This is a genomic window from Catenulispora sp. GP43 (assembly GCF_041260665.1).
Taxonomy (GTDB): Bacteria; Actinomycetota; Actinomycetes; order Streptomycetales; family Catenulisporaceae; genus Catenulispora.
This window is the reverse complement of the sequence record NZ_JBGCCT010000010.1, coordinates 1-20,194: the sequence shown is the minus strand read 5'-3', so window position 1 is coordinate 20,194 and position 20,194 is coordinate 1. Positions and strand designations below refer to the sequence as shown.

Here is a 20,194-nt window from a genome sequence, read left to right as displayed (position 1 = left end):
AGGTCGGTCAGCCGACCGTCGCGCGCGACGGCCGGTCATGGGAAGGCGATCCAATCGCTGGCCGTGGTGAACTCATCGAGAAACACAGGGTCCGGCGTGACCCCGAGCCCGGGGCCGGTCGGTACGTCCAGGCCGCCGTCGCGCAGGACGAACGGCTCGGTGATGTCGCGTTCGAAGTAGCGGTCGGAGGCGCTGATGTCCCCGGGGAGGGTGAAGTTGGGCAGGGCGGCCAGGGCGACGTTGGCGGCGCGGCCGATGCCGGTTTCCAGCATGCCGCCGCACCACACCGGCACGCCGTGCGCGGCGCAGACGTCGTGCACCCGCCGGGCCTCCAGGTAGCCGCCGACGCGTGCCGGTTTGATGTTGATGATGCGGCAGGCCCCCAGGGCGATCGCGTCGGCGGCCGACCGTGCCGAGACGATGGATTCGTCCAGGCAGATCGGGGTGTGGAGCAGACGGGCCAGTGCGGCGTGTCCGCGCAGGTCGTCCTCCGGCAGCGGTTGTTCGATCAGCAGCAGGTTGAAAGGGTCCAGAGCGGCCAGGCGCTGGGCGTCGCCGAGGGTGTAGGCGGTGTTGGCGTCAACCTGCAGCAGCAGTGTGTCGCCGAAGGCCTCGCGCACGGCGCGCACCGGCTCGACGTCCCAGCCCGGCTTGATCTTCAGCTTGACCCGCCGGTAGCCGTCGCCGACGTAGCCGCCGACGGTGTCGACGAGCTCTGCGATACTCGGCATGATCCCCACCGAGACGCCGACCGGCACCGAGGTGCGCACCGCGCCGAGATGGTCGCCGAAGGAAGTGCCGGCGGCCCGCAGTTCGGCGTCCAGGACAGCGGCCTCCACCGCCGCCTTGGCGATCGGATGGCCCTTGAACGGCGCCAGGATCTCAGCCACCAGCGCTGAGGTGACCCGCGGCGCGGCGGCAAGCCTGGGGAGAAGGAAGCGGCGGATGACGTCCTCCGCGCCGTGGGTGTGCTCCGAGGAGTACACCGGCTCGCTCGTCGCGGCGCATTCGCCCCAGCCGTCGGCCTCCTCGGTGGCGACGCGGACCAGTAAGACGTCGCGTTCGGTCGCCACGCCGAACGACGTCTCGAACGGGCTGCGCAGCGGCATGGTCAGGCGCCGCAGCTCGACTCCGGATATCTTCATCAGCTTTCGTTCTCCTCGCGGTGTTCCAGCAGGTACCAGCCCGATCGGGTGAAGCCGGTGATGCGGTATCCGCGTCCCATGGCTTCCGTCAGCGCACCGCGTAGAGCGAAGCGCCAGCTACGCGCCAGCTCGGGTGCCTCACGCCGCAGTGCCTGGATCGCTGCGGGCGTCGCACACAGCAGGGAACCGCCGAACTCCAATGGCGGGCTGGGGTCGGGCATCGCACCTTGCGTGATCCCGGAGAGCAGCACCCTGTTCGCACCGAGCAGGGATTCCTCGTTCTGTGGCTCGATTCGAGTGCCGTCCGCCGCGGCGTCCGCGCGCGCCGAGTCGAGCGCCCAGCTCATCAGGAGCCGATCGCTGCCCTGTCCCACGTTGACTCCGTCAGGCATCTCGCCGTAGAAGTCGACGAGATAGGCGGTCGCGTCCGCACCGAGTTTGGCCATGTTGAAGTACGCGTTGGCACGCACCAGCGGGTCGAACGTCCAGGTGATGCGGCGCAGGCCACGGCTCAGGGCCCAGGCGCGCTGGTGGAGTTTGAGCGCGAAGCCGGCGTGCCGGCCGTCGGCCTCGGGCAGCATCCCGGTGAGGTGCGAGTGCAGATGGATGCCGCCTCGTAGTTCCATGTCCGAGGCGAGAAACGCGGTGGCCGCGCCGATCAGCCGATCGCCGTTCTTGTCGTCGAACACCCCGGCCACATAACAGCCCTCGTAGGCCATCACCCGCAACAGGCCTGTGGGCATCAGGCTGTGACCCGGCTCGAGTGCCCAGACCCGGGTGAAGAGCTCAGCGGCCGCGCCGTGCTCCTTCGGTCCGGTCAGTTCTCTGATGGTGACCGCCGCGGCACGCGCCGCCGCCTCGGCTTGGGCGTGGGCCTTCACGAGGATTGTCACGCGGCGGCCCCGCGGCGGTCGGCGGGCACACCGAGTTCGGCCCGGAACAGCCGCAGGACGTTGCCGCCGAGTGTGGCGGCCACGACCGCCTCGTCCATGCCGCGTGCCAGCAGCTCGGCGGTGAGCAGCGGCAGACCGGCGGGCCCGGCCAGGCCCGGCAGCGTGGCGAACGGATCGCAGCCGCCCACCAGCCCGACGTCGACCCCGCCTGGGACCACGTCGAGCAGCATTTCGAGCACGAAGTCCGGGCCGATGCCGACATGGCCCGTGCCGGCGACCTTCCCGATGTGCTCGATGTGGTCGACGAGCCGGGAGATCGACGGCTCGTGCTCGTCGAGGAACCCCGGGAAGAAGTTCACGCACACTACGCCGCCACCGGCCGCGATGGCAGCCAGGCGCGCGTCGGTGAGGTTGCGGTGGTGGTCGCACAGCGTCCGGGCCGAGGAATGCGTGGCCATCACCGGTCGCGTCGCAAGTTCGAGTACGTGGTCGACGCCGGCCGCGCCGAGGTGGGAGACGTCGAACATCATGCCCAGACGCTCCATCTCGGCCAGCGCCTCGACCCCGGCGGTGGTCAGCCGGCTGCCCGCGGCATCCTCCGCCGAACCGTCGGCCAGCGGCGTACGGCCGAAGTGCGCCAGCGACGCGACCCGGACGCCGAGCCGGAACAGCGTGGTGAGCAGTTCGATGTCGGCGTCGATGCCAGGCGCGCTTTCCAACGCCAGGACCAGGGCGATCTTCCCGGCCTCAAGCGCGCGGTCGATGTCGGCGCCGTCCAGACACAGACTGACCTCGTCGGCGTTGCCCTCGGCGATCCGGTGCGCCGCCTCGATCATGCGCAGCGTCTCGCGCAACGCTCCCTCGGGCCGGTAGGCGTCGTCGATGAACACCGGCAGCACCTGGATGTCCACGCCGCCGGCGCGCAACTGCGGGAGCCACTGCGCGCGAAAGTAGTCCGGCCACTGCGCCACCGGCCGCAGGACCACCGAACACAGCAGATCGTTGTGGGTGTCGGCGACCACCGCACGCTGGTGCAGCTCCAGCGTCGCGGGATCGAGGCGATCGGGCATGCCGAACGCGGACGTGGTCATGATGAGGCTCCTGGTCGGATCGGATGAAGTAGCCACGGCGCTCAGTGCTCCACCGGGAAGTGGCAGGCCACCTGGTGCCCCGGTCCGGCCGTCGCGATCCGCAGCAGCGGCGGCTCCTCGGCCGTGCAGATCTCCTGCGCCTTCCAACAACGGGTGCGGAACCGGCAGCCGGACGGCGGGTCGATCGGCGAGGGTACGTCGCCGGTCAGACGGATGCGCTCGCGGCCGGCGCGGGTTTCGACGTCCTTGCGGCGCGGGTCGGGGATCGGCACGGCGGACAGCAGCGCGTTGGTATACGGGTGTAGCGGGCGGCTGTACACATCGTCCCGCGGGGCGATCTCGACGATCTTGCCCAGGTACATCACCGCGACCCGGTCGGAGATGTGCCGGACCACGGACAGATCGTGCGCGATGAACACGTAGGCCAGGCCCAGTTCCGCTTGCAGGTCCTCGAACAGATTCACCACCTGCGCCTGGATGGACACGTCCAGGGCGGAGACCGGTTCGTCGGCGACGATCAGCTTGGGCTTGAGGGCCAGTGCGCGGGCGATGCCGATGCGCTGGCGCTGGCCGCCGGAGAACTCGTGCGGGTACCGGTTGTAGTGCTCGGGTGACAGGCCGACCAGCTCCAGCAGGTCCTGCACCGCGCGCTTGACGCCCTGCGGCGGGTCGAGATCCTGGATCTTGAACGGCGCGCCGACGATCGTGCCGACTGTGTGCCGCGGGTTGAGCGAGGACTGCGGGTCCTGGAACACCATCTGGATGTCGCTGCGCAGCGGCCGGAACGCGCCCTGGGACAGGCTGGTGATGTCCCGGCCCTCGAAGACCATCCGACCGCCGGTCGGCTCCTGCAGCTTGGTCAGCACCCGGCCGGCGGTGGACTTGCCGCAGCCGGACTCGCCCACCAGGCCCAGGGTCTCCCTCGGCTTGATGGACAGGTCGATGCCGTCCACGGCCTTGACCGCGCCGACGGTGCGCTGGAACATCCCGCGCCGGATGGGGAAGTGCTTCTGCAGACCGGTGACGGTCAGCAGCGCCTCGGTGTCGATGGGCGCCGGTTGGCGGTCGGTTGGTGTGGTGCTCACGGGAGACTCCAAGGACGGCGGGCAGACAGGTCGAGAACGCCTTCAGGGCCACGGCTCACAGCCGCGGGGCGATCTCCTGGTCGAACAGCTCCCGCCGCCGGTCCGACGGCAGGTGGCAGCGCACCGGATGGTCGGGGCCGGCCGCGAGCAGCTCGGGCCCCAGCGTCCGGCACGCGTCCCGGCCGACCTGCTCGACGAAAGCGCAGCGCGGATGGAAGGCGCAGCCGGAGGGCACGTTGATCAGCGACGGCGGGTTGCCCCGGATGGGCACCAGCCGGTCCTGGACCTCCCGGTCGATGCGCGGCATCGAGCCGAGCAGGCCCCAGGTGTAGGGGTGCTCCGGCCGGCTGAAGACGGTCTCGGCGGTGCCGTACTCGACCGCCTTGCCGCCGTACATCACCATGATGTCGTCGGCCAGTTCGGCCACCACGCCGAGGTCGTGGGTGATGAGGATCAGCGCGGAGTCGAACTCCCGCTGCAGGTCCCGCATCAGGTCCAGGATCTGCGCCTGCACGGTCACGTCCAACGCGGTGGTCGGCTCGTCCGCGATCAGCAGCCGCGGGTTGCACACGAGAGCCATGGCGATCATCGCGCGCTGGCGCATACCGCCGGAGAACTGGTGCGGGTAGTCGTCGACCCGGGAGTCCGGCTGCGGGATGCCGACCCGGTCGAGCATCTCGATGGTGCGCTTGCGCGCTTCCGCCTTGGACGCCTGCTTGTTGTGCACCCGGTAGGCCTCGGCGATCTGCGCTCCGACGGTGTAGTACGGGTGCAGTGCGGACAGCGGGTCCTGGAAGATCATCGCCATCTTGTCGCCGCGCAGTGCCCTGATCCGGGTGGCCTCGGCGCCGATCAGCTCCTCGTCGTCGAGCCAGATCTCGCCGGTGATCCGGGCCCCGCCGCGCCCCTTGCGGTCAGCCTTGCGGTGCAGGCCGAGCAGGGACAGCGAGGTGACCGACTTGCCCGAACCGGACTCGCCCACGATGCCCAGGGTCCGGCCGCGCTCGAGGGAGAAGGTGATCCCGTCGACCGACTTGACCAGGCCGTCGTCGGTGCTGAAGTGCACCCGCAGGTCGCGTACGTCGAGGAACGGACGACCGCCCCCGGCCGTCACAGCCGCACCCGCGGGTCTGCCACCGCGTACATGACGTCGACCAGGAGGTTGGCCAGCACGATGAACGCGGCGGCGAACAAGGTGACGCCCATCATCATCGGGAAGTCGCCGTTCTGGATCGAGGTGATGGCCAGGAAGCCGATCCCCTTCATGGAGAAGGTGATCTCGACCAGCACCGCGCCGCCGAGCACGGTGGCGAAGTCCATGCCGAAGATCGTGATGATCGGGGTGATCGCGGCCCGCAGCGCGTGCTTGAGGATCACCCGGCGCTCGGACAGGCCCTTCGCCCGCGCGGTGCGCACGAAATCCTCGCTCAGCACGTCGAGCATCCCGGCCCGGGTCAGACGGGTGTAGAGGGCGGCCAGGCCGAAGGCCAGACAGGTCCAGGGCAGGATCATGTCCAGGAACCACTGGCCCGGGTCGGACAGGATGCCGACGTAGCTGCCCGGCGTCGGCAGGATCGACCACCGGTAGGCCAGCGGCAGGGACAGCAGCGGCGCGAGGAAGTAGACCGGCAGCGAGATGCCGAGCAGGGCGACGGTCATCGACGCCCGGTCGAGCAGCGAGCCCTTGCGCACGGCCGAGGCCAGACCCGAGGCGACGCCGAAGAACAGCCACAGGACGCCGGCGCCCACCGCGATGGAGAAGGTGACCGGCAGGTCGCTCAGGATCGTGGGCCAGACCTGCTGGTAGTTCCTGAACGAGTAGCCGAAGCAGGGGGCGTGGCAGGCGATGTCCTGGGTGCCGTCGCTGAACGTGGTGCCGGTGACGATGGTGCGTACGTAGTCGATGTACTGGACCAGGAACGACCGGTCGAAGCCGAAACGGTGGATCACCCCCTGTATCGCCGCCGGCGAGGGCTGTTTGCCCACGTACTGGACCGCCATGGTGGCCGGCGTCTGCCCGCCCCACTGCGGTATCTCATAGAAGATGACCATCGTCACCAACGCGACGACGAGCAGCAGTCCGACCACGGCGAACAGGCGCCGAACGATGAAAGTCAGCATGGTGTCGGAGCCCTCACTGGACGCCGAGCGCCTGGTAGTCGTACATGCCGTACGCCTGCTCGATATAGGCGTTCGTGAGGTTCGACGGGCGCAGCATCAGGGCGCGGGTGTCGATCATCGGGACCAGTGCCGCGTCCTTCAGCGCCTGCTGGTCGATCTGGGCGTACAGCGCGTTGCGGGCGTCCGGATCGGTGGTCTTGAGCGCGGTGGCCATCAGCGAGTCGATGACCGGGTCGTCGAGTTCGGAATAGTTGCTCTCACCGGTCGACTTGATGCCGTCCGGGGTGAGGATCTGGTCCAGGAATCCGTACCCTGACGGGAAGTCGGCGGCCCACGAGGTGATGAACAGCGCCTCGTTGTTCTGCTTGACGTAAGACTGGCTGCCGGCCTTTATCGAGAGCTGGCTGTACTTGAAGCCGTCCTCGGTCACCGTGATGCCGATGGCGGCCAGATTCTGCTGGACGACGTCCGCGACCGGCTTGTCCTTCGGCTGGTCGATGTAGTAGCCCACCTGGGTGGCGATGTCGGTGACGTGCTCGGCGGCCTTGCAGGTCGCGATCTCGGCTCTGGCCTTGGCCAGGTCGCCGGCGTGGCCCGGAGTCTGGTACAGGTCCTGCTGGACGTAGCCAGGGACGGTCGGGGGCAGCACCGTGGTGGCGATGTCGCCGCCGCCGATGCCGCCGCCGAACGCGGTCTGCACCGCGGTCTTGTCGATCGCCCATTCCACGGCCTTGCGGCAGTCGATGTTGTCGAAGGGCTTGATCGTCGTGTTGATCGTCAGATAGGTCAGCAACCCGGTGATCGGGTCGTCGGCCTGGGCCTTGAGCCTGGGGTTGCCCAGCACCTGCGACTGCGTCGCGGTCTGGACGCCGCCGCCGGCCTGGTCGATGTCGGTGGTGCCGTGCGTCAAGTCCTGATCGACCGTCTGCGCGCTGACGTCGACCTTGTCCACGATCCTGGCGGCGTGCGCGACGTGCAGGTGCAGCGGGTCCGAGGCGGCGTTGAAGTTCGGGGACGCAGACAGGTCCAGTTCCTTGCCCACGGTGTACGAGTCGAACGTGTAAGCACCGGAGGACAGTACGTGCTCGTAGTAGGTGGCGCCGGTGTCCTTGGCCCGCGGGACCGGAACGGTCGACGGCAGCGTCAGCACGTCGTCGAAGTCCGCGAACGGCTTGACCAGGTGGAAGACGATGGTGTCGCTGTCCGGCGTGTCGATGCCCGAGGGATGGTCGGCCGGGTTCTTGTCCTTGTACGGACCCTGGTAGTTCGTGGTGTCCGTGAGCAGCTGCTTGAAGTAGGTCGGGCCGTTCGGCAGGACGTCCTGGCCCCAGTTCGAGCGCTCGATGCCGTAGGCGACGTCCTGCGCGGTGATCGGGGAGCCGTCCGTGTACGTCGCGCCCTTGACCAGGTGCAAGGTCCAGGTCAAGCCGTCCGGGCTCATGGTGCCGAGGTCGGTGGCCAGGTCCGGGACCAGCTTCACCGGGCCGGGGCCCTCGGCGAACGTGACCAGCGAGCGGGTGTAGAGCCGCAGCACGTCCCAGTCGGCCCCGAAGTAGGTGTTGCCCGGGTCGGTGGACTGCAGGTCAGAGGACTGCTCCATCCGGAGCGTGCCGTGGACGGCGGCCGAGGTCTTGTTCACGATCCCGGTCACGCCGAGGTCGTAGGCCGCCGAGGCATGGGCTCCGGTAGTGCCGGTGGGCCCGCCGCCGCAGGCCGCGGCGCCGAGCGCCAGCGCTGCGGCCGCCGCGCAGGCGGCGATTCGTGGTTTGGGCATGCGTGTGTGAACCTCTTTGTCTTCTGGTTCGGGTCTCGCCGTCTCGCCGGGTCAGCGACCGGCCTTGGGATCGAAGGCGTCGCGCAGTCCGTCGCCGAGCAGGTTGAAGGCGAGCACGGTGAGGAAGATGGCCGTGCCGGGGACGATCAGGAACTCCGGGTCGACCTGGTACAGGCCGATCGCCTCGTTGACCATCTCGCCCCAGGACGGCATGGGAGAGCGGATGCCGACTCCCAGGTAGGACAGCGATGCCTCGAACAGGATGTTCGACGGGATGAGCAGTGTCGCGTAGACCAGAATCGGCGCCGTCAGGTTGGGCAGGATCTCCCGGAGGATGATCCGCGCGGGCGTGGCGCCCAGGGCGCGCGCCGCCTCCACGAACTCGCGTTCGCGCAGCGCCAGGGTCTGTCCGCGCACGATGCGGCCGATGTACGGCCAGGAGAAGAAGCCGATGATGACGATCAGCAGCACGATCCGCAGCGTGTTGCCGGTCAGCCCGAAGGCCGAGTAGCCGAGCACCCCGGACAGCGAGATCGCGAACAGGAACAGCGGGAACGCGAGCATCACGTCCATAGTCCGGCTGATCACCGAGTCGACCAGGCCGCCGAAGTAGCCGGCGACCATCCCGAGGCCGACCCCGATCAGGATCGCGACCAGGGTGGCCAATCCGGCGATGCCCAGCGAGGTCCGGGCGCCGTAGACGACCCGGGCGAACAGGTCGCGGCCGGTCGGCACGTCCACCCCGAGGATGTGCTGCGAGCTCATCCCGCCGAATCCGCCGCTGGGGATCTGCAGGTTCGGGTTGATGAGCTTCGTGTGCGTGGTGTACGGATCGTTGCCGGTGAGCGAGCACAGTTGCGGCGCGAAGACCGCGGTCAGGATGAGCAGGATGACAGTCACCCCGCCGGCCATCGCGACCTTGTCCTTCTTCAGGCGGCCCAGGGCGATCCGGCCCGGGGAGCGGCCCTCGATGGCCTTGCCGGGCGGCGCCGCGGCTCGCGGCTCGGCCGCCGGTGACGGGCCCGGTTCCAGAATCGTCGTCATGGTGTCGCTTCCTCAGAGCTGTCCGGAGAGCTGTCCAAGCACTGGCCCTAGCCCAGGAGTTGCGCCCCATGGACGAGATCCGTCGTGACCGAGGCCCTGAAGTCGGTGACCGCCGACCCGTCGCCCTCGTCGGTGTTGATCAGCACGGCGACGGCGTGGTTCTGGTCTTCCGTCAGGACCACCATGTTCGCGAACCCGATGTCAGAGCCGGAGTGGCCGACGTACGGGTGCCCGGACACGACCTCCTGGACCCAGCCGAGCCCCTGGTAGGGCACGATCTTCGGGCTGACCTGGGGGCGCAGCATGTCGGCGACGTCGGCCGCGGACAGGATCGGGGGCGTGCCGATCGCCCCGCCGATCATCGCGCGCAGGCTCGTCGCCAGATCGGTCACCGAGCAGCGCAGGGCGCCGGCGGGGACGTCCGGATAGCTCATCTGGGGCAGCGCGGCCAAAGCGCCGTTCTTGAACTCATACGGCACGGCCAGTACGCCCGGCGCGAACTGCCGCAGGTACCAGTGCGCGCCGGTGATGCCGAGCGGCTCCAACACGTTCGCCTCCGTGTAGGCGGCGAAATCCTGTCCGCTGACGCACTCGACGACATAGCCGGCCAGGGCCATGCCTACATCGGAGTAGCTGAAATACGTGGCCGGCTTGTGCTTGGGGAGGTACGACTTCTTCGGCGAGTAGTGCTTGCCACCGGGCACGAGGTAGTCGCGCAGGAAGTCCGACAGGCTTTCCTTCGGGTCCCCGACGGTGTCGAAGCCCACGTAGTTGTCGTCCGAGATGCTGGAGGTGTGAGTGACCAACTCGTGCGGGGTGATCGGCACGTTCGGGTAGGCCGGGTTGCGCACCGGGAAGTCGATGAAACTGTTGACGTCGTCGTGCCGGTCCAGGCCGCAGCGCTCGAACAGCTGGACCAGCGCCGAGGCGGTGAACAGCTTGCTGACCGACGCCAGGTGCATGGGCGTGGTCGGGGTGAGCATCCGGTCCGCGGCGATGTCGGCGTAGCCGAAGGCCGCCGCGTAGGGTGTCGGGGCGTTCTTGGACACGATCGCGACCTCGACCCCCGCGACGTGGGCGGCCGCCAGCCGCGCCGGCATGCCCGCCTCGAAGTCGTGCAGCCACTGATCGAATGTCTGGTTCCGGCCCGTGCCGGCGAACGCCACAGAGCCTTGGGCGACGATGAGACCGGCCAGTCCCGCTTTGAGTACCGAACGTCGAGTCGAGATCATGATGCGTCATCCGTCTCTGGCGGTCGCTTCCGCCGTCTGGTTCAGGGGTTCACGGATCGGTGTGCCGAGGGTATGTCCGCCGATCGGGCCGAGGCTTCGTCCGGGCGGATAAGGCCGCGCGACGGAATCTGTCGAGGAGGACGAAGATCGTCTGCGCGGGACGCCGGCTGCCGACTCAGGATTCTGCCTCAGGCCCCTGACTCAGAATCCTGATTCAGGGGTCGATGCGGCGCGCGGTGCGACACTCGGCGCTGAGCGCCGTCAGGCCGTCGGCTGCCCGGGGGGTTGCAGCCGGAGGTACAGCATGGCCGCGAAACGGGCGTCGGCGTCGTGCAGATCGATCTGGCCGATCTCGGCGACACGGCGCAGCCGGTACCGGAAGGTGTTCGGATGGACGTACTGCGTCGCGGAAGCGAGGTTCACGTCGCCGAACGCCTCCAGCCACGCCCGCAGCGTGGCGACCAGGCGGGTGCGGTGCAGGGAGTCGTAGTGGGCCAGACGCGCGACCGGGCCGCCGAGCGCGTCTCCGCGCTCGGCGATCGTCTCGGCCATCTCCACCAGCAGTGCTTGGAGCTGGACATCGCCGATCGAGGCCACGCAGGCCCCGCCGTCCCGCTTCCGCAGCACGTTCAGTGCCCGGTGCGCCCCGGCTCGCGATCGGAACAGGTCGCTGTGGCCGGTGCCCACCTCGCCGATGCCGACGATCAGCCCGTGACGGATCCCGATGCGCCGCAGGAACTCCTGCGCCACCGTGGCGACGCGCTGTGCGCCGTCGGTGCTCTGCTGCGGCACCGGCACGATGGCATAGATCACGTCGCCGACGACGGCCACGGCCGAGCGCGGATGGACGGCGGTCAGGTGCACCGCGAACGCGTCGGCCACGCGCTGGCGTTCGGCGACCAGGTGCGCGTGCTGCACGGCGGACGGCTCGCCGGGGGAGCCGATGACGTCCAGGGCGAGCACCACGGCGGCCCGCTCGGCCAACCCCAGGCGCGCGACGGCCTGCGCCGCGCCGGGCCCGGACTCCAGCGCGGTGGCGACCAGGTCGGCCTGCAGCCGCCGCCCGACGTCGGCTCCGGCACGCAGCCGCATCATGTGCAAGGCGACGAGTTTGGCCGCGTCGCGGAGCGCCTGCGCACGCTCGGCCGACAGCGGTGCGGACACCGCGGCCCAGATCGTGCCGAGGATCTCGTCGCCGGCCCGCACCACCTGCACGGCCCTGGGCATCTCGCCGTGGCCCACCAGGTCCGGCAGAGGATCGACGAACACCGGTTCCTGGCTGCGGTACAGAGCCTGGTAGACACCGCGCTCCTCGAGGATGCGCGTGTACTGCTCAGGGACCTGACGGCCCAGGATGGTCGCCACCCGCGAGGCGTCGGCTTCGTCCTGGCGGCCGGAGAACGCCAGGACCCGGTTGCCGCGGTCCTCGATGGTGATCGGTGCGTCCAGCAGTGCCGCGATGGCGTTCGCCAGGGCGAACAAGTCGCCGGCCGGCGTCCCGAACATCGTCGGCGTGTCCACCTCGCCGATGTCGCCTTCCGCGATCAGCGACCTGACCATGGCCGCCAGCTGGGCCCACGTCGCCCCGGGCGTCAGAGCCAGCACCGTGATGCCCGAGCGCAAGGACGCGGCTTTGACCACCGGATCGGCGACGACGGGCGCCCGGACCACCAGCGCGGCCGCGCCGGCCATGACGGGGTCGGTCAGCAGCGCGGCGATCGGCGCCGGCTCCCGCACCCCCACGCCGAGGACCAGCGCGTCCAGGCAGGACACCTGCTCCTCCAGCGGATCGTAGATGACGACGCCGCCGACCTGGGCCTGCGAGACCGCATCGCCGCACACCACTTCGAGCAGGGTGCTGCCCAGGTCCTCGATGATCCTGCCCAGGCCGGCCCGCGGATGCGCCTTCATCGCCAATCGCATGCCTTCCGCATCTGCGGCCCGCGCCCAAACCTGGATCCCTCGCCGTTCATGGCATCCTGACGCCGCCGAGTCTTCGTTGGCAAGGATCTTGGGCTGCTGGGCCCGCCCTGCCGGTCAGGCGGCGGTCCTTTTGGGCCGGGACGTGGAACCACCCTGCGTTGCGCGGTTCGAGCGGGCGGGACGGCCGCGCCGGTCGCGGCCACGGCCGTTGCCGCCACTGCGGTTGCCGCCGCCACTGCCACTGCCACTGCCACTGCCGCCGCTGCCGCCAGAGCCTGTGCGTCGGGCTCGTTCGACCACGGGGTCGGGGATGGTGACGGGGACCCCGGTGGGGACGCGGGCTCCGGTGATGTCGGCGAGTTCGGCGCCGCCGGAGTGGACGTGGGCGGTGTGCGGAGTGATGCCGGCGGCGGCCATCATGCGGCTGGTGTCACGGCGCTGAGTGGGCAGCACCAGGGTGACGACCGTGCCGGACTCCCCGGCCCGGGCGGTACGGCCGCCGCGGTGCAGGTAGTCCTTGTGGTCGGTGGGCGGGTCGATGTTGACGACCAGGTCCAGGCCCTCGATGTGGATGCCGCGGGCGGCGACGTTGGTCGCGATCAGCGCGGTGACCTGGCCGTTGCGGAACTGGTCCAGGGTGCGGGTGCGCTGGGGCTGGGACTTGCCGCCGTGCAGCGCCGCGGCCTTCACCCCGTTGGCCAGCAGATTGCGCACCAGGCGGTCGGCGCCGTGGCGGGTGTCGGTGAACATGATGACGCCACCCTCGCGGGAGGCGATGTGCGCGACGGTCGCGTTCTTGTCGTCGGTCTGCACATGGAGCAGGTGGTGCTCCATGGTGCTGATCGCAGCGGTCGCCGGGTCCACGGAGTGCACGGCCGGGTCGGTGAGGAAGCGGCGGACCAGGCGGTCGACGTTGCGGTCCAGGGTCGCGGAGAACAGCATCGTCTGCCCGCCCGGCGCGACCTGGTCCAGGAGCTCGGTGACCTGGGGCAGGAAGCCCATGTCGGCCATCTGGTCGGCCTCGTCCAGGACGGTGATCGCGACCTGGTCCAGGTGGCAGTCGCCGCGCTCGATCAGGTCCTTCAGACGTCCGGGGGTGGCCACGACGACCTCGGCGCCGTTGCGCAGGGCGTTCGCCTGACGGCCGATCGACATCCCGCCGACGACGGCCGCCATCCGCAGCCGGACGGCCTTGGCGTAGGGCGTCAGCGCCTCGGTGACCTGCTGGGCCAGCTCTCGGGTCGGGACCAGGACCAGGGCCAACGGCTGGCGGGGCTCGGCGCGGCGTCCGGCGGTGCGGGCCAGCACGGCCAGGCCGAAGGCGATGGTCTTGCCCGAGCCGGTACGGCCCCGGCCCAGCACGTCGCGGCCGGCCAGCGAGCTCGGCAGAGTGCTGGCCTGGATCGGGAACGGAGTCGTGAGGCCCTGTTGGGTCAAGGCGGTCAGCAGCGCGGCTGGCATGTCGAGCTCACTGAACGCGCCGACGGCGGGCAGCACCGGCGTGGTGCTGTGGGGGAGCTCGAACTTGCTCTTCGCGGGTGAGCGCTCGCGGTCGGCCGGAGTATTGGCACGGCCGTCACCGCGGAAGCGACGCCCCGCACCGGGCTGGCGTGGGCCGGCGCCGTTCTGCTCACGGGAGTCACGCGTGAATGAGCGGCTGGAACGAGTCATGCAAGGCCTTCCTCAAAGGGCACGCATCGAGGAGGGCTCCGCGCCGCGGCATGACCGCGGGGAGACGACACGAACGAGCCGGAAAAACGTGGGGTGCGAACGGTGGATTCGTTCGGCATGGCCTCAGGTGGCACGCTCCTGTGGCGGCTTCGGAGTTCGGGGAGCAGTACCGGAAAAGCACACAAATTCATGGGAGCCACGACTGAGACAGTCTCGACTCTAGCAGGCTGGAGCACAGTCCACTGCCGTAGGTGGAGCCCGCTACACCTCCAAGACGGGGGTGTGCGCTCCTCTCCCGATCAAGATCCAAAAGTAGCGTTGAAGACGTCACCCCTTGATCTGGCTACCACCTTGAGGAGATATCACCCATGGCTGACTCTGGAAGGCGGCTCACCGTCGCAGCCCTCGCCACGGCTGCGTTACTGGCCCCGATGGCGTCCGTGTCCGCGTCCGCTGCCGCCGCACCATCAGTTCCCGTGCGTGGACTGGACCGGATCGCCCACCAGTTGGAATCGACCGACCCGGGCGCGGGCACGGCCGATCTGCGTGCGCTCGGCGAGATGGTCGGCAATGCCGATGTCGTCGGCCTGGGCGAGGCGACACACGGCTCGCACGAGTTCTTCGCTCTTAAGGACCGGGTCTTCCGCTACTTGGTCGAGCAGAAGGGATTCACCACCTTCGCCCTGGAGATGAGCTGGTCTGCCGGGCTGCGGATCGACGACTACCTCCAGCACGGCGGCGGCGACGCGCGGCAGATCGTGCACGAGACGATGGCAGGATCCCCTTGGGACCGTGAGGAGTTCGTGACGCTCGTCCAGTGGATGCGGGACTACAACCTCCGGCACCCCACCCATCCGGTCCACTTCCTGGGCGACGACGTCGGCGCGCCGAGCCTCGGCGCACCGGTCTTCGACGCGGTCACCGGATATGTGCAGCGGACCCATCCGGAGTCCCTGCCTGCCTTGAACGAGCTTCTGGCCGGCCTGCGCCCGCTCGACGACGCCATCGGCTACCTGGATCGGCCGCTGGCCGACCGTCAGCAGAACGCGTCGAAGGCACAACAGGTGCTGGCCCTGATGGAGCACAACGGAGCGCCCGGCGACCGCGACTACGAGTACGCCCTGCAGAACGCCCGCAACATCGCCCAGACCTACACGTTCCTGTCCGTGGACGTCGCCGACCCGGCCTCGCTGACCGCCATGGAGCGCTACCGCGACCAGGTGATGGCCGACAACACCGCGTGGTGGCTGCGCCACGAAGGCGGCAAGATCCTGCTGTCCGCGGCCGACGACCATGCCGGATACGCGGCCACCGACCCCGCGACGTATCCGAAGACCCAGGGCTCGTTCCTGCACGACGCCCTGGGACCCGGATACCTCGCCATCGGCACCACCTTCGACCGGGGCTCCTTCCTGTCCAAGGGGCAGGCGCTGGGCGGTGACTGGGAGAAGTTCACGCTCCCCGCGGCACCCGCCGGCTCCAACGAGTACACACTCGACCAGGTCCGGTACCGCGACTACTACGTCGATCTGCGCAAGGCCCCCGCCGCCGCCCGCGCGTGGTTGGATCTCCCCCGCCCGACCTACGACGTCGGTACGGAGTTCCCTGTCGACGGCACGCCCGAACTCGCCATCGGGCATGCCTACGACGTCCTGATCCATCTGCACACGGTTCGAGCGGCTACCAGGCTGTAGCTTCGGGCTTCGGGCAGTCACGCCGGAACTCATAGCGAGGACTCCGACTCCGCCCCCAACCCGACCACAAGTCGCAGTGCCTTGACACCCCGATGCGCCGCCATCCGTACCGCCGCCGGGCTGCTTTCGCAGAATCCTGCCGGCAGTCACCGCGTCCAGGCCGAGCACGACGCACAGCAGTACCGCAGTGGCCTGGGTGTGGGGGAGTTGTCGCAGCAGGGCCAAAGCTCGAGCGGTCTGCATCGATTCCGCGGCGTCGTGTTCGGTGTCCGCGACGCTGGGGTGGTGGGGGATGGCGTCCGGCGGGACCGGGAACGAGGGCCGGCTCTGGCGGTATCGCAGGTGGCTGATGGCCTGGTTGCGGGCGATGGACGTGGCCCAGGTGCGGAAGTCGCCGCGGGCCCGGTGGTAGCCGGCCAGGGCCCGGTGGATGCGGAACCAGGTTTCGGAGGCGACGTCCTCGGCGTCGGTGTCGCCGACGATGGTGCGCAGGTAGCCCAGGATGCCGGGGGCGTGGGTGTCGTACAGGGTGCGGAAGGCTTCGGGGAGGACGCCAACGGGCACACCACCACCTACGACCGCACCTTCACCATCCCGGGTTCGAGCACCCCGTTCCCCGAACCCACCGGCCAGGCGCGCACCGTCACCGATTCGCTGCTGAACAGCACGCAGTCCTGGAACCTGTCGGTCCCGCAGGACGGCAACTACACCGTCTATGTCTGGTACTCGGCCAGCGGCAGCCCCGGAGCTGAGTACAACGTCAACTACAACGGCGGCAGCACGGCGGCGCCTGGAATCCTCCTGCTCGCCGGGCGCGTTCGCCACGTCGGCCGTGCAGAGTGTGGTCGCCGGGGGTGTGGCCTTCGGGGTCGCCGCCGCGCTGCCCGCGGGCCTGGCCGGGTGGGCGGTCGGCGGCATCGCCGGCGCGTCGTCCGGTGCCGCGTCCTACGGTGCCGGATGCGCCCTGGGCTCGGCGTGCTCGTGGACCGGCCTGGCCGAATCGACTGCCCTGGGCGGCGTGCTCGGTGCCGCTCTCGGCGCGGTCGTCGGCGGCAGCTCGGAGGACCTGCAGGCGCAGGCCGAAGCGGCACAGACCCGGGCCGACGACATCCACGGCTGGCACATGAACCGTCCGTCCACCTACCCCTCGACGGAAGACCCGATCGCCTTCAAGCAGCGCATGGTCGCGGTGGTCAAGACCGACGCCGAGGACGTCGCCGGCGGCGGCCAGCGCGACCTGTCGCCGGGCCAGGGCCTGGTGCCGAAGGCCGTCGGCGTGTCGTTCGACTTCTGCGATCTGTGCGAGCTCTTCATCCAGGAGACCGGAGGTATCATCACCTCGCCCAAGACAGCGGTGTGGCCGCAGTTCGGCAGCGCCCCGGCGGACCCCGAATACTATAAGGACTAGACGACGTGACTGAGGCATACGACGGAGCGGCGCTGGCTCGAGCCCTCGAATCGGCGGATCCGCGGGGAGCCCGGCTGTTCACGGCCACGGTTTCCGAGGCCCTGGTCACCTGGCTTCGCCCCGCCGTCGCGCTCCCGGTGGTGCTTCAGACCACACAAGACCTCGCCGCGCGCTCCACGGAATTCCTTTGGGATTCCGTGGGGCCCGGCGGGGATCCCGATGCGGGGGCGGATCTGCACACTGAGATCGAAGCCGCATTGGAGGAGTTCCCGGACGAGATCGGGTTGTTCGAGGACGCGTTGTCCGGCCTCTACTACGCCATCCAGTTCGCCTCCGAGGGCGGCGTGGGGCATGCGGCGCTCGTCGCCGAGAAGCTGTACGAAGCCGCCGACCACACCGCGCTGGACCGTTCGGCATCGGTGCCGGGGATCCTGCAGGACTCCGACGCGATCCGTTCGCTTCCCGAAGTGCAGCATGCGCTGCGTCTTCTCCGCCGGGCGCTCGAGGTGGCCGGCGGGGTGACGCCGGATGCGGGCGACGCGGATATCGCGGGCTTCGTGCAGGCGGCGCGTGCGGTGGTGAATGAGGCGGGAGAGCTCTGAGCGGGTATTCGGACAGTCCGACTGCTCATGACGCAGCGATCGCTGGCATCAGGTCAGAAATCACTGGGAGACCCGGCCCTTCGGTTTCCGCTCTGGCCCGCCTTATTCGAGGGTTGTCCGGTGACCGGAACGACGGAGATGTCCTTCCCCGTGGAGGTCGACTACGACTACGACAGAGTGGACCCCGCTCTGTTCGATGTCAGGTCGGGGTGGGCCGGGCATGGCCTGGACCGTTGGGCGCCGCTGCTTCCGCCGTTGCTCGCGCCCGGGCTCGGTGAGGGCGGCACTCCGCTGGTGGAGATCGGCGGCGGCGTCTGGATCAAGGACGAGTCCCGGAATCCCACGTGGAGCCACAAGGACAGGCTGAATCGCTGCGCCATCAGCGCTGCTGTCGGCGCGGGAGCCAGGGGTGTCGTCGTGGCATCGTCGGGGAACCACGGTGCGTCGGCGGCGGCCTATGCCGCGCGGGCGGGGCTGCGGTGCGCTGTCATCGTCTCGGACGGCGCGCCGCCGGCGGTGATGGACTTCGTCAACGCGTACGGCGCGCACGTGTTCAGAGCTCCGGCGGAGGAGCGTGTCGGTCTGGTGCGGCACATCGTCGCAGAGTTCGGATATCACCCGGTCAGCAATCTGACGCCGACGCACACAGGGCACGCGTTCGGCCCCGAGGGCTACAAGACCATCGCGTACGAGATCTACCAGGACCTCGGCGTGCCGGCGGCCGTGTTCGTGCCGACCGGATACGGCGAGCTGCTCTTCGGCGTGTGGAAGGGTTTCGTGGAGTTGCAGCGCCTGGGCGTCGCCGAGGCCACACCGCGCATGATCGCTTGCGAGCCGGCCACGGCCGGCGCGCTGCGTGAGGCTCTGGCCCAGGGCGTCCCGGCCACCGCTGTGTCGCGCAGGCCTTCGGACGCGTATGCGATCAACTGCCGCGTCGGGGGATACCGGTCGGTCGTCGCAGTTCGGGACAGCGGCGGGAGTTCGCTGCTCGTGGACGACGGCGAGATGCGCGCGGCGCAAGCCGAACTGGGCCGCGCCGGTTTGTGGGTCGAGCTCTCCAGCGCCGCGGGTCTGGCCGGGCTCAGGCAAGTCGGCGACGTCGAGGGGCCGGTGGTGTGCGTCAGCACGTCCAGCGGGTTCAAGGACCGTGGCGTCGGGACCGGCGAGATCAGCGCTGCCTGTGTGGACGGGGCGGACTGGGCGGACCGGGCGCACATCAGTTCTCTGCTAGGAGCCTGACAGGCCCGGCCCCAGAACGGGGCCGGGCCTGCTCAAGCTGCTATCTCAGGAGGTCGTGACGTCGTCGTACTTGGTGTACGTCGGGTCGCCGGGGTAGTTGTCGTCCTTGCTGGTCAGCGTCAGCGTGTAGCTGTGGCCGGCGGTGACCGAGGCGGTCACCTGCTTCCAGCCCGAGGTCGGGTTGGTGCAGGTCTTGGGCAGGACGGTCTTGGTGGTGCCGGTGGTGTTGTCCTTCAGCGTGGCCGTGGCCCAGTCGTAGGTCACGGTGTCCGGGCAGGTCACGTTGTACCAGAAGCCCAGGGTGCTGTTGCCCGTGCCCGCGGTGAAGGTCTGCGCGATGCTCGAGGTGCTGCTCGGGTTGGTGTTGCCGAGCTCGGCCGCGTAGCTCCCGGAGTGCGGGCCGGAGGTCGTCACCGAGGTGACACCGGAGCCCGTCCAGCCGGACAGCGAGCCGGTCTCGAAGCCGCCGTTGACGATGACGTTGCCGCCACCGCCGCCGGAGGTGCCGACGCTCCAGGAGAAGCTCGCGGTCCCGGAGGCCGGGGTCGAGTCGCTCGCGGTGACCGTCGTCGAACCGCTGGCCGCGGCGGTCGGGGTGCCGGAGATCAGGCCGGTCGAGGAGTTGATCGAGACGCCGGCGGGCAGGCCGCTGGCCGAGTAGGTCAGGGTCAGGCCGGCCGAGGAGCTGGCCGAGACCTGCAGGCTCACCGGGGTGCCGACCGTCCACGACTGCGACGGGATCGAGGAGACCGTGACGGTGTCAGTGGTGCCGCCGCCGTGGTTGATGATCGCGTGCGAGATGGCGCAGGCGTTGGTGTCGTTGGACCACGAGGCCTGCTCGGGGTAGGTGCCGAACGAACCGAAGGAGATGTTGGCGGCGCCGCCGGCGGTCCCGGGGGACAGCCACGCGCATTCGTCGGAGTTCTCCTGGCCGTTGTAGGAGGAGCCGGTGTTGTTGGTCCAGCCGCCGGCGGGGTTCTGGTCGGACATCATCTCGTGCCACTCGTGGCCCATGGTGATGGTGTAGCCGTCCAGGGTGCCGGGGGAGTTGACGAAGCCCACGCCGCAGCCGGCGCCGGAGTCCATGTTGTACGGCTGGTTGGAGAAGGCGATGTCGCCGTAGGGCGAGGTGACGGCGCCGCCGGTGAGGGTGGAGTCACCGTTGTAGTCGTGCCATGCGCAGTACTGTCCCTGGTAGTTGTCCGGGTTGGTGCCGGTGGGGGACAGGATCACGTAGTAGGCGTCGCGGTTGGCCGCGGCGGTGGTGTTGCC

The 20,194-nt window shown here is 69.5% G+C and carries 16 protein-coding genes and 1 pseudogene; 4 read left to right on the top strand and 13 right to left on the bottom strand.

Annotation, left to right across the window (positions count from 1 at the left end):
• Positions 1 to 35 precede the first annotated feature (35 nt).
• The 11 genes from menC to ABH926_RS21090 form a co-directional block, all read right to left on the bottom strand.
• A complete protein-coding gene (menC, locus tag ABH926_RS21140; protein WP_370367420.1) occupies positions 36 to 1,145 on the bottom strand; it encodes an o-succinylbenzoate synthase in 1,110 nt (369 codons plus the stop codon).
• The gene (locus ABH926_RS21135; RefSeq protein ID WP_370367419.1) at positions 1,145 to 2,038 is read right to left on the bottom strand and encodes a GNAT family N-acetyltransferase; all 894 of its coding nucleotides are present in this window, start codon (positions 2,036 to 2,038) and stop codon (positions 1,145 to 1,147) included. Before ABH926_RS21135 ends, menC begins: the two co-directional genes overlap by 1 nt.
• The gene (locus ABH926_RS21130) at positions 2,035 to 3,129 is read right to left on the bottom strand and encodes a dipeptidase (protein WP_370367418.1); all 1,095 of its coding nucleotides are present in this window, start codon (positions 3,127 to 3,129) and stop codon (positions 2,035 to 2,037) included. The genes ABH926_RS21135 and ABH926_RS21130 overlap by 4 nt, the downstream gene beginning before the upstream one ends.
• A 41-nt stretch (positions 3,130 to 3,170) precedes the next feature.
• Positions 3,171 to 4,214: an ABC transporter ATP-binding protein gene (locus ABH926_RS21125; RefSeq protein WP_370367417.1), complete on the bottom strand. Its 1,044-nt coding sequence runs from the start codon at positions 4,212 to 4,214 to the stop codon at positions 3,171 to 3,173.
• Between the two features lie 55 nt (positions 4,215 to 4,269).
• Complete coding sequence (locus tag ABH926_RS21120) at positions 4,270 to 5,328, bottom strand: ABC transporter ATP-binding protein (RefSeq protein WP_370367416.1); 1,059 nt, start codon at positions 5,326 to 5,328, stop codon at positions 4,270 to 4,272.
• Positions 5,325 to 6,335 (bottom strand): ABC transporter permease, encoded by a 1,011-nt coding sequence (locus ABH926_RS21115; RefSeq protein ID WP_370367415.1) that lies wholly within the window; start codon positions 6,333 to 6,335, stop codon positions 5,325 to 5,327. Before ABH926_RS21115 ends, ABH926_RS21120 begins: the two co-directional genes overlap by 4 nt.
• A 13-nt stretch (positions 6,336 to 6,348) precedes the next feature.
• The gene (locus ABH926_RS21110) at positions 6,349 to 8,109 is read right to left on the bottom strand and encodes an ABC transporter substrate-binding protein (RefSeq protein ID WP_370367414.1); all 1,761 of its coding nucleotides are present in this window, start codon (positions 8,107 to 8,109) and stop codon (positions 6,349 to 6,351) included.
• A 51-nt stretch (positions 8,110 to 8,160) separates the two neighbouring features.
• Entirely contained in the window at positions 8,161 to 9,153 is a 993-nt protein-coding gene (locus ABH926_RS21105; RefSeq protein ID WP_370367413.1) for an ABC transporter permease, read from the bottom strand.
• 47 nt (positions 9,154 to 9,200) lie between these two features.
• Positions 9,201 to 10,385: a serine hydrolase domain-containing protein gene (locus ABH926_RS21100; RefSeq protein ID WP_370367412.1), complete on the bottom strand. Its 1,185-nt coding sequence runs from the start codon at positions 10,383 to 10,385 to the stop codon at positions 9,201 to 9,203.
• Between the two features lie 261 nt (positions 10,386 to 10,646).
• A complete protein-coding gene (locus ABH926_RS21095) occupies positions 10,647 to 12,308 on the bottom strand; it encodes a PucR family transcriptional regulator (protein ID WP_370367411.1) in 1,662 nt (553 codons plus the stop codon).
• 114 nt (positions 12,309 to 12,422) lie between these two features.
• Positions 12,423 to 13,979, bottom strand: a complete 1,557-nt coding sequence (locus ABH926_RS21090) for a DEAD/DEAH box helicase (protein WP_370367410.1) — start codon at positions 13,977 to 13,979, stop codon at positions 12,423 to 12,425.
• A 476-nt stretch (positions 13,980 to 14,455) separates the two neighbouring features.
• On the opposite strand from ABH926_RS21090, the gene ABH926_RS21085 reads away from it, so the two are divergent.
• Positions 14,456 to 15,673, top strand: a complete 1,218-nt coding sequence (locus ABH926_RS21085) for an erythromycin esterase family protein (RefSeq protein ID WP_370367409.1) — start codon at positions 14,456 to 14,458, stop codon at positions 15,671 to 15,673.
• 336 nt (positions 15,674 to 16,009) lie between these two features.
• Here the strand turns inward: ABH926_RS21085 and ABH926_RS21080 are convergent.
• A pseudogene (locus ABH926_RS21080) lies at positions 16,010 to 16,591 on the bottom strand (RNA polymerase sigma factor); the annotation flags it as partial.
• Here ABH926_RS21080 and ABH926_RS21075 point away from each other — a divergent pair.
• The 3 genes from ABH926_RS21075 to ABH926_RS21065 are packed head-to-tail and all read left to right on the top strand — an operon-like array spanning position 16,506 to position 18,922.
• Positions 16,506 to 17,081, top strand: a complete 576-nt coding sequence (locus tag ABH926_RS21075) for a hypothetical protein (RefSeq protein ID WP_370367408.1) — start codon at positions 16,506 to 16,508, stop codon at positions 17,079 to 17,081. The pseudogene ABH926_RS21080 and the gene ABH926_RS21075 overlap by 86 nt on opposite strands.
• Positions 17,082 to 17,086: 5 nt before the next feature.
• Positions 17,087 to 17,683, top strand: coding sequence for a hypothetical protein (locus ABH926_RS21070; RefSeq protein ID WP_370367407.1), 597 nt, complete (start codon positions 17,087 to 17,089; stop codon positions 17,681 to 17,683).
• Positions 17,684 to 17,710: 27 nt separating this feature from the next.
• On the top strand, positions 17,711 to 18,922 hold the full coding sequence (locus tag ABH926_RS21065; RefSeq protein WP_370367406.1) for a pyridoxal-phosphate dependent enzyme: 1,212 nt from the start codon (positions 17,711 to 17,713) through the stop codon (positions 18,920 to 18,922).
• A gap of 45 nt (positions 18,923 to 18,967) precedes the next feature.
• Here ABH926_RS21065 and ABH926_RS21060 read toward each other — a convergent pair.
• The coding region (locus ABH926_RS21060; RefSeq protein WP_370367405.1) for a putative Ig domain-containing protein at positions 18,968 to 20,194 on the bottom strand (1,227 nt) is incomplete at its 5' end.

Excerpts from the sequence above, each read along its gene's own strand:
- ABH926_RS21115 (WP_370367415.1), bottom strand. The coding sequence starts at position 6,335 with ATGCTGACTTTCATCGTTCGGCGCCTGTTCGCCGTGGTCGGACTGCTG.
- menC (WP_370367420.1), bottom strand. The coding sequence starts at position 1,145 with ATGAAGATATCCGGAGTCGAGCTGCGGCGCCTGACCATGCCGCTGCGC.
- ABH926_RS21095 (WP_370367411.1), bottom strand. The coding sequence starts at position 12,308 with ATGCGATTGGCGATGAAGGCGCATCCGCGGGCCGGCCTGGGCAGGATC.
- ABH926_RS21105 (WP_370367413.1), bottom strand. The coding sequence starts at position 9,153 with ATGACGACGATTCTGGAACCGGGCCCGTCACCGGCGGCCGAGCCGCGA.
- ABH926_RS21100 (WP_370367412.1), bottom strand. The coding sequence starts at position 10,385 with ATGATCTCGACTCGACGTTCGGTACTCAAAGCGGGACTGGCCGGTCTC.
- ABH926_RS21110 (WP_370367414.1), bottom strand. The coding sequence starts at position 8,109 with ATGCCCAAACCACGAATCGCCGCCTGCGCGGCGGCCGCAGCGCTGGCG.
- ABH926_RS21065 (WP_370367406.1), top strand. The coding sequence starts at position 17,711 with ATGACGCAGCGATCGCTGGCATCAGGTCAGAAATCACTGGGAGACCCG.
- ABH926_RS21130 (WP_370367418.1), bottom strand. The coding sequence starts at position 3,129 with ATGACCACGTCCGCGTTCGGCATGCCCGATCGCCTCGATCCCGCGACG.
- ABH926_RS21090 (WP_370367410.1), bottom strand. The coding sequence starts at position 13,979 with ATGACTCGTTCCAGCCGCTCATTCACGCGTGACTCCCGTGAGCAGAAC.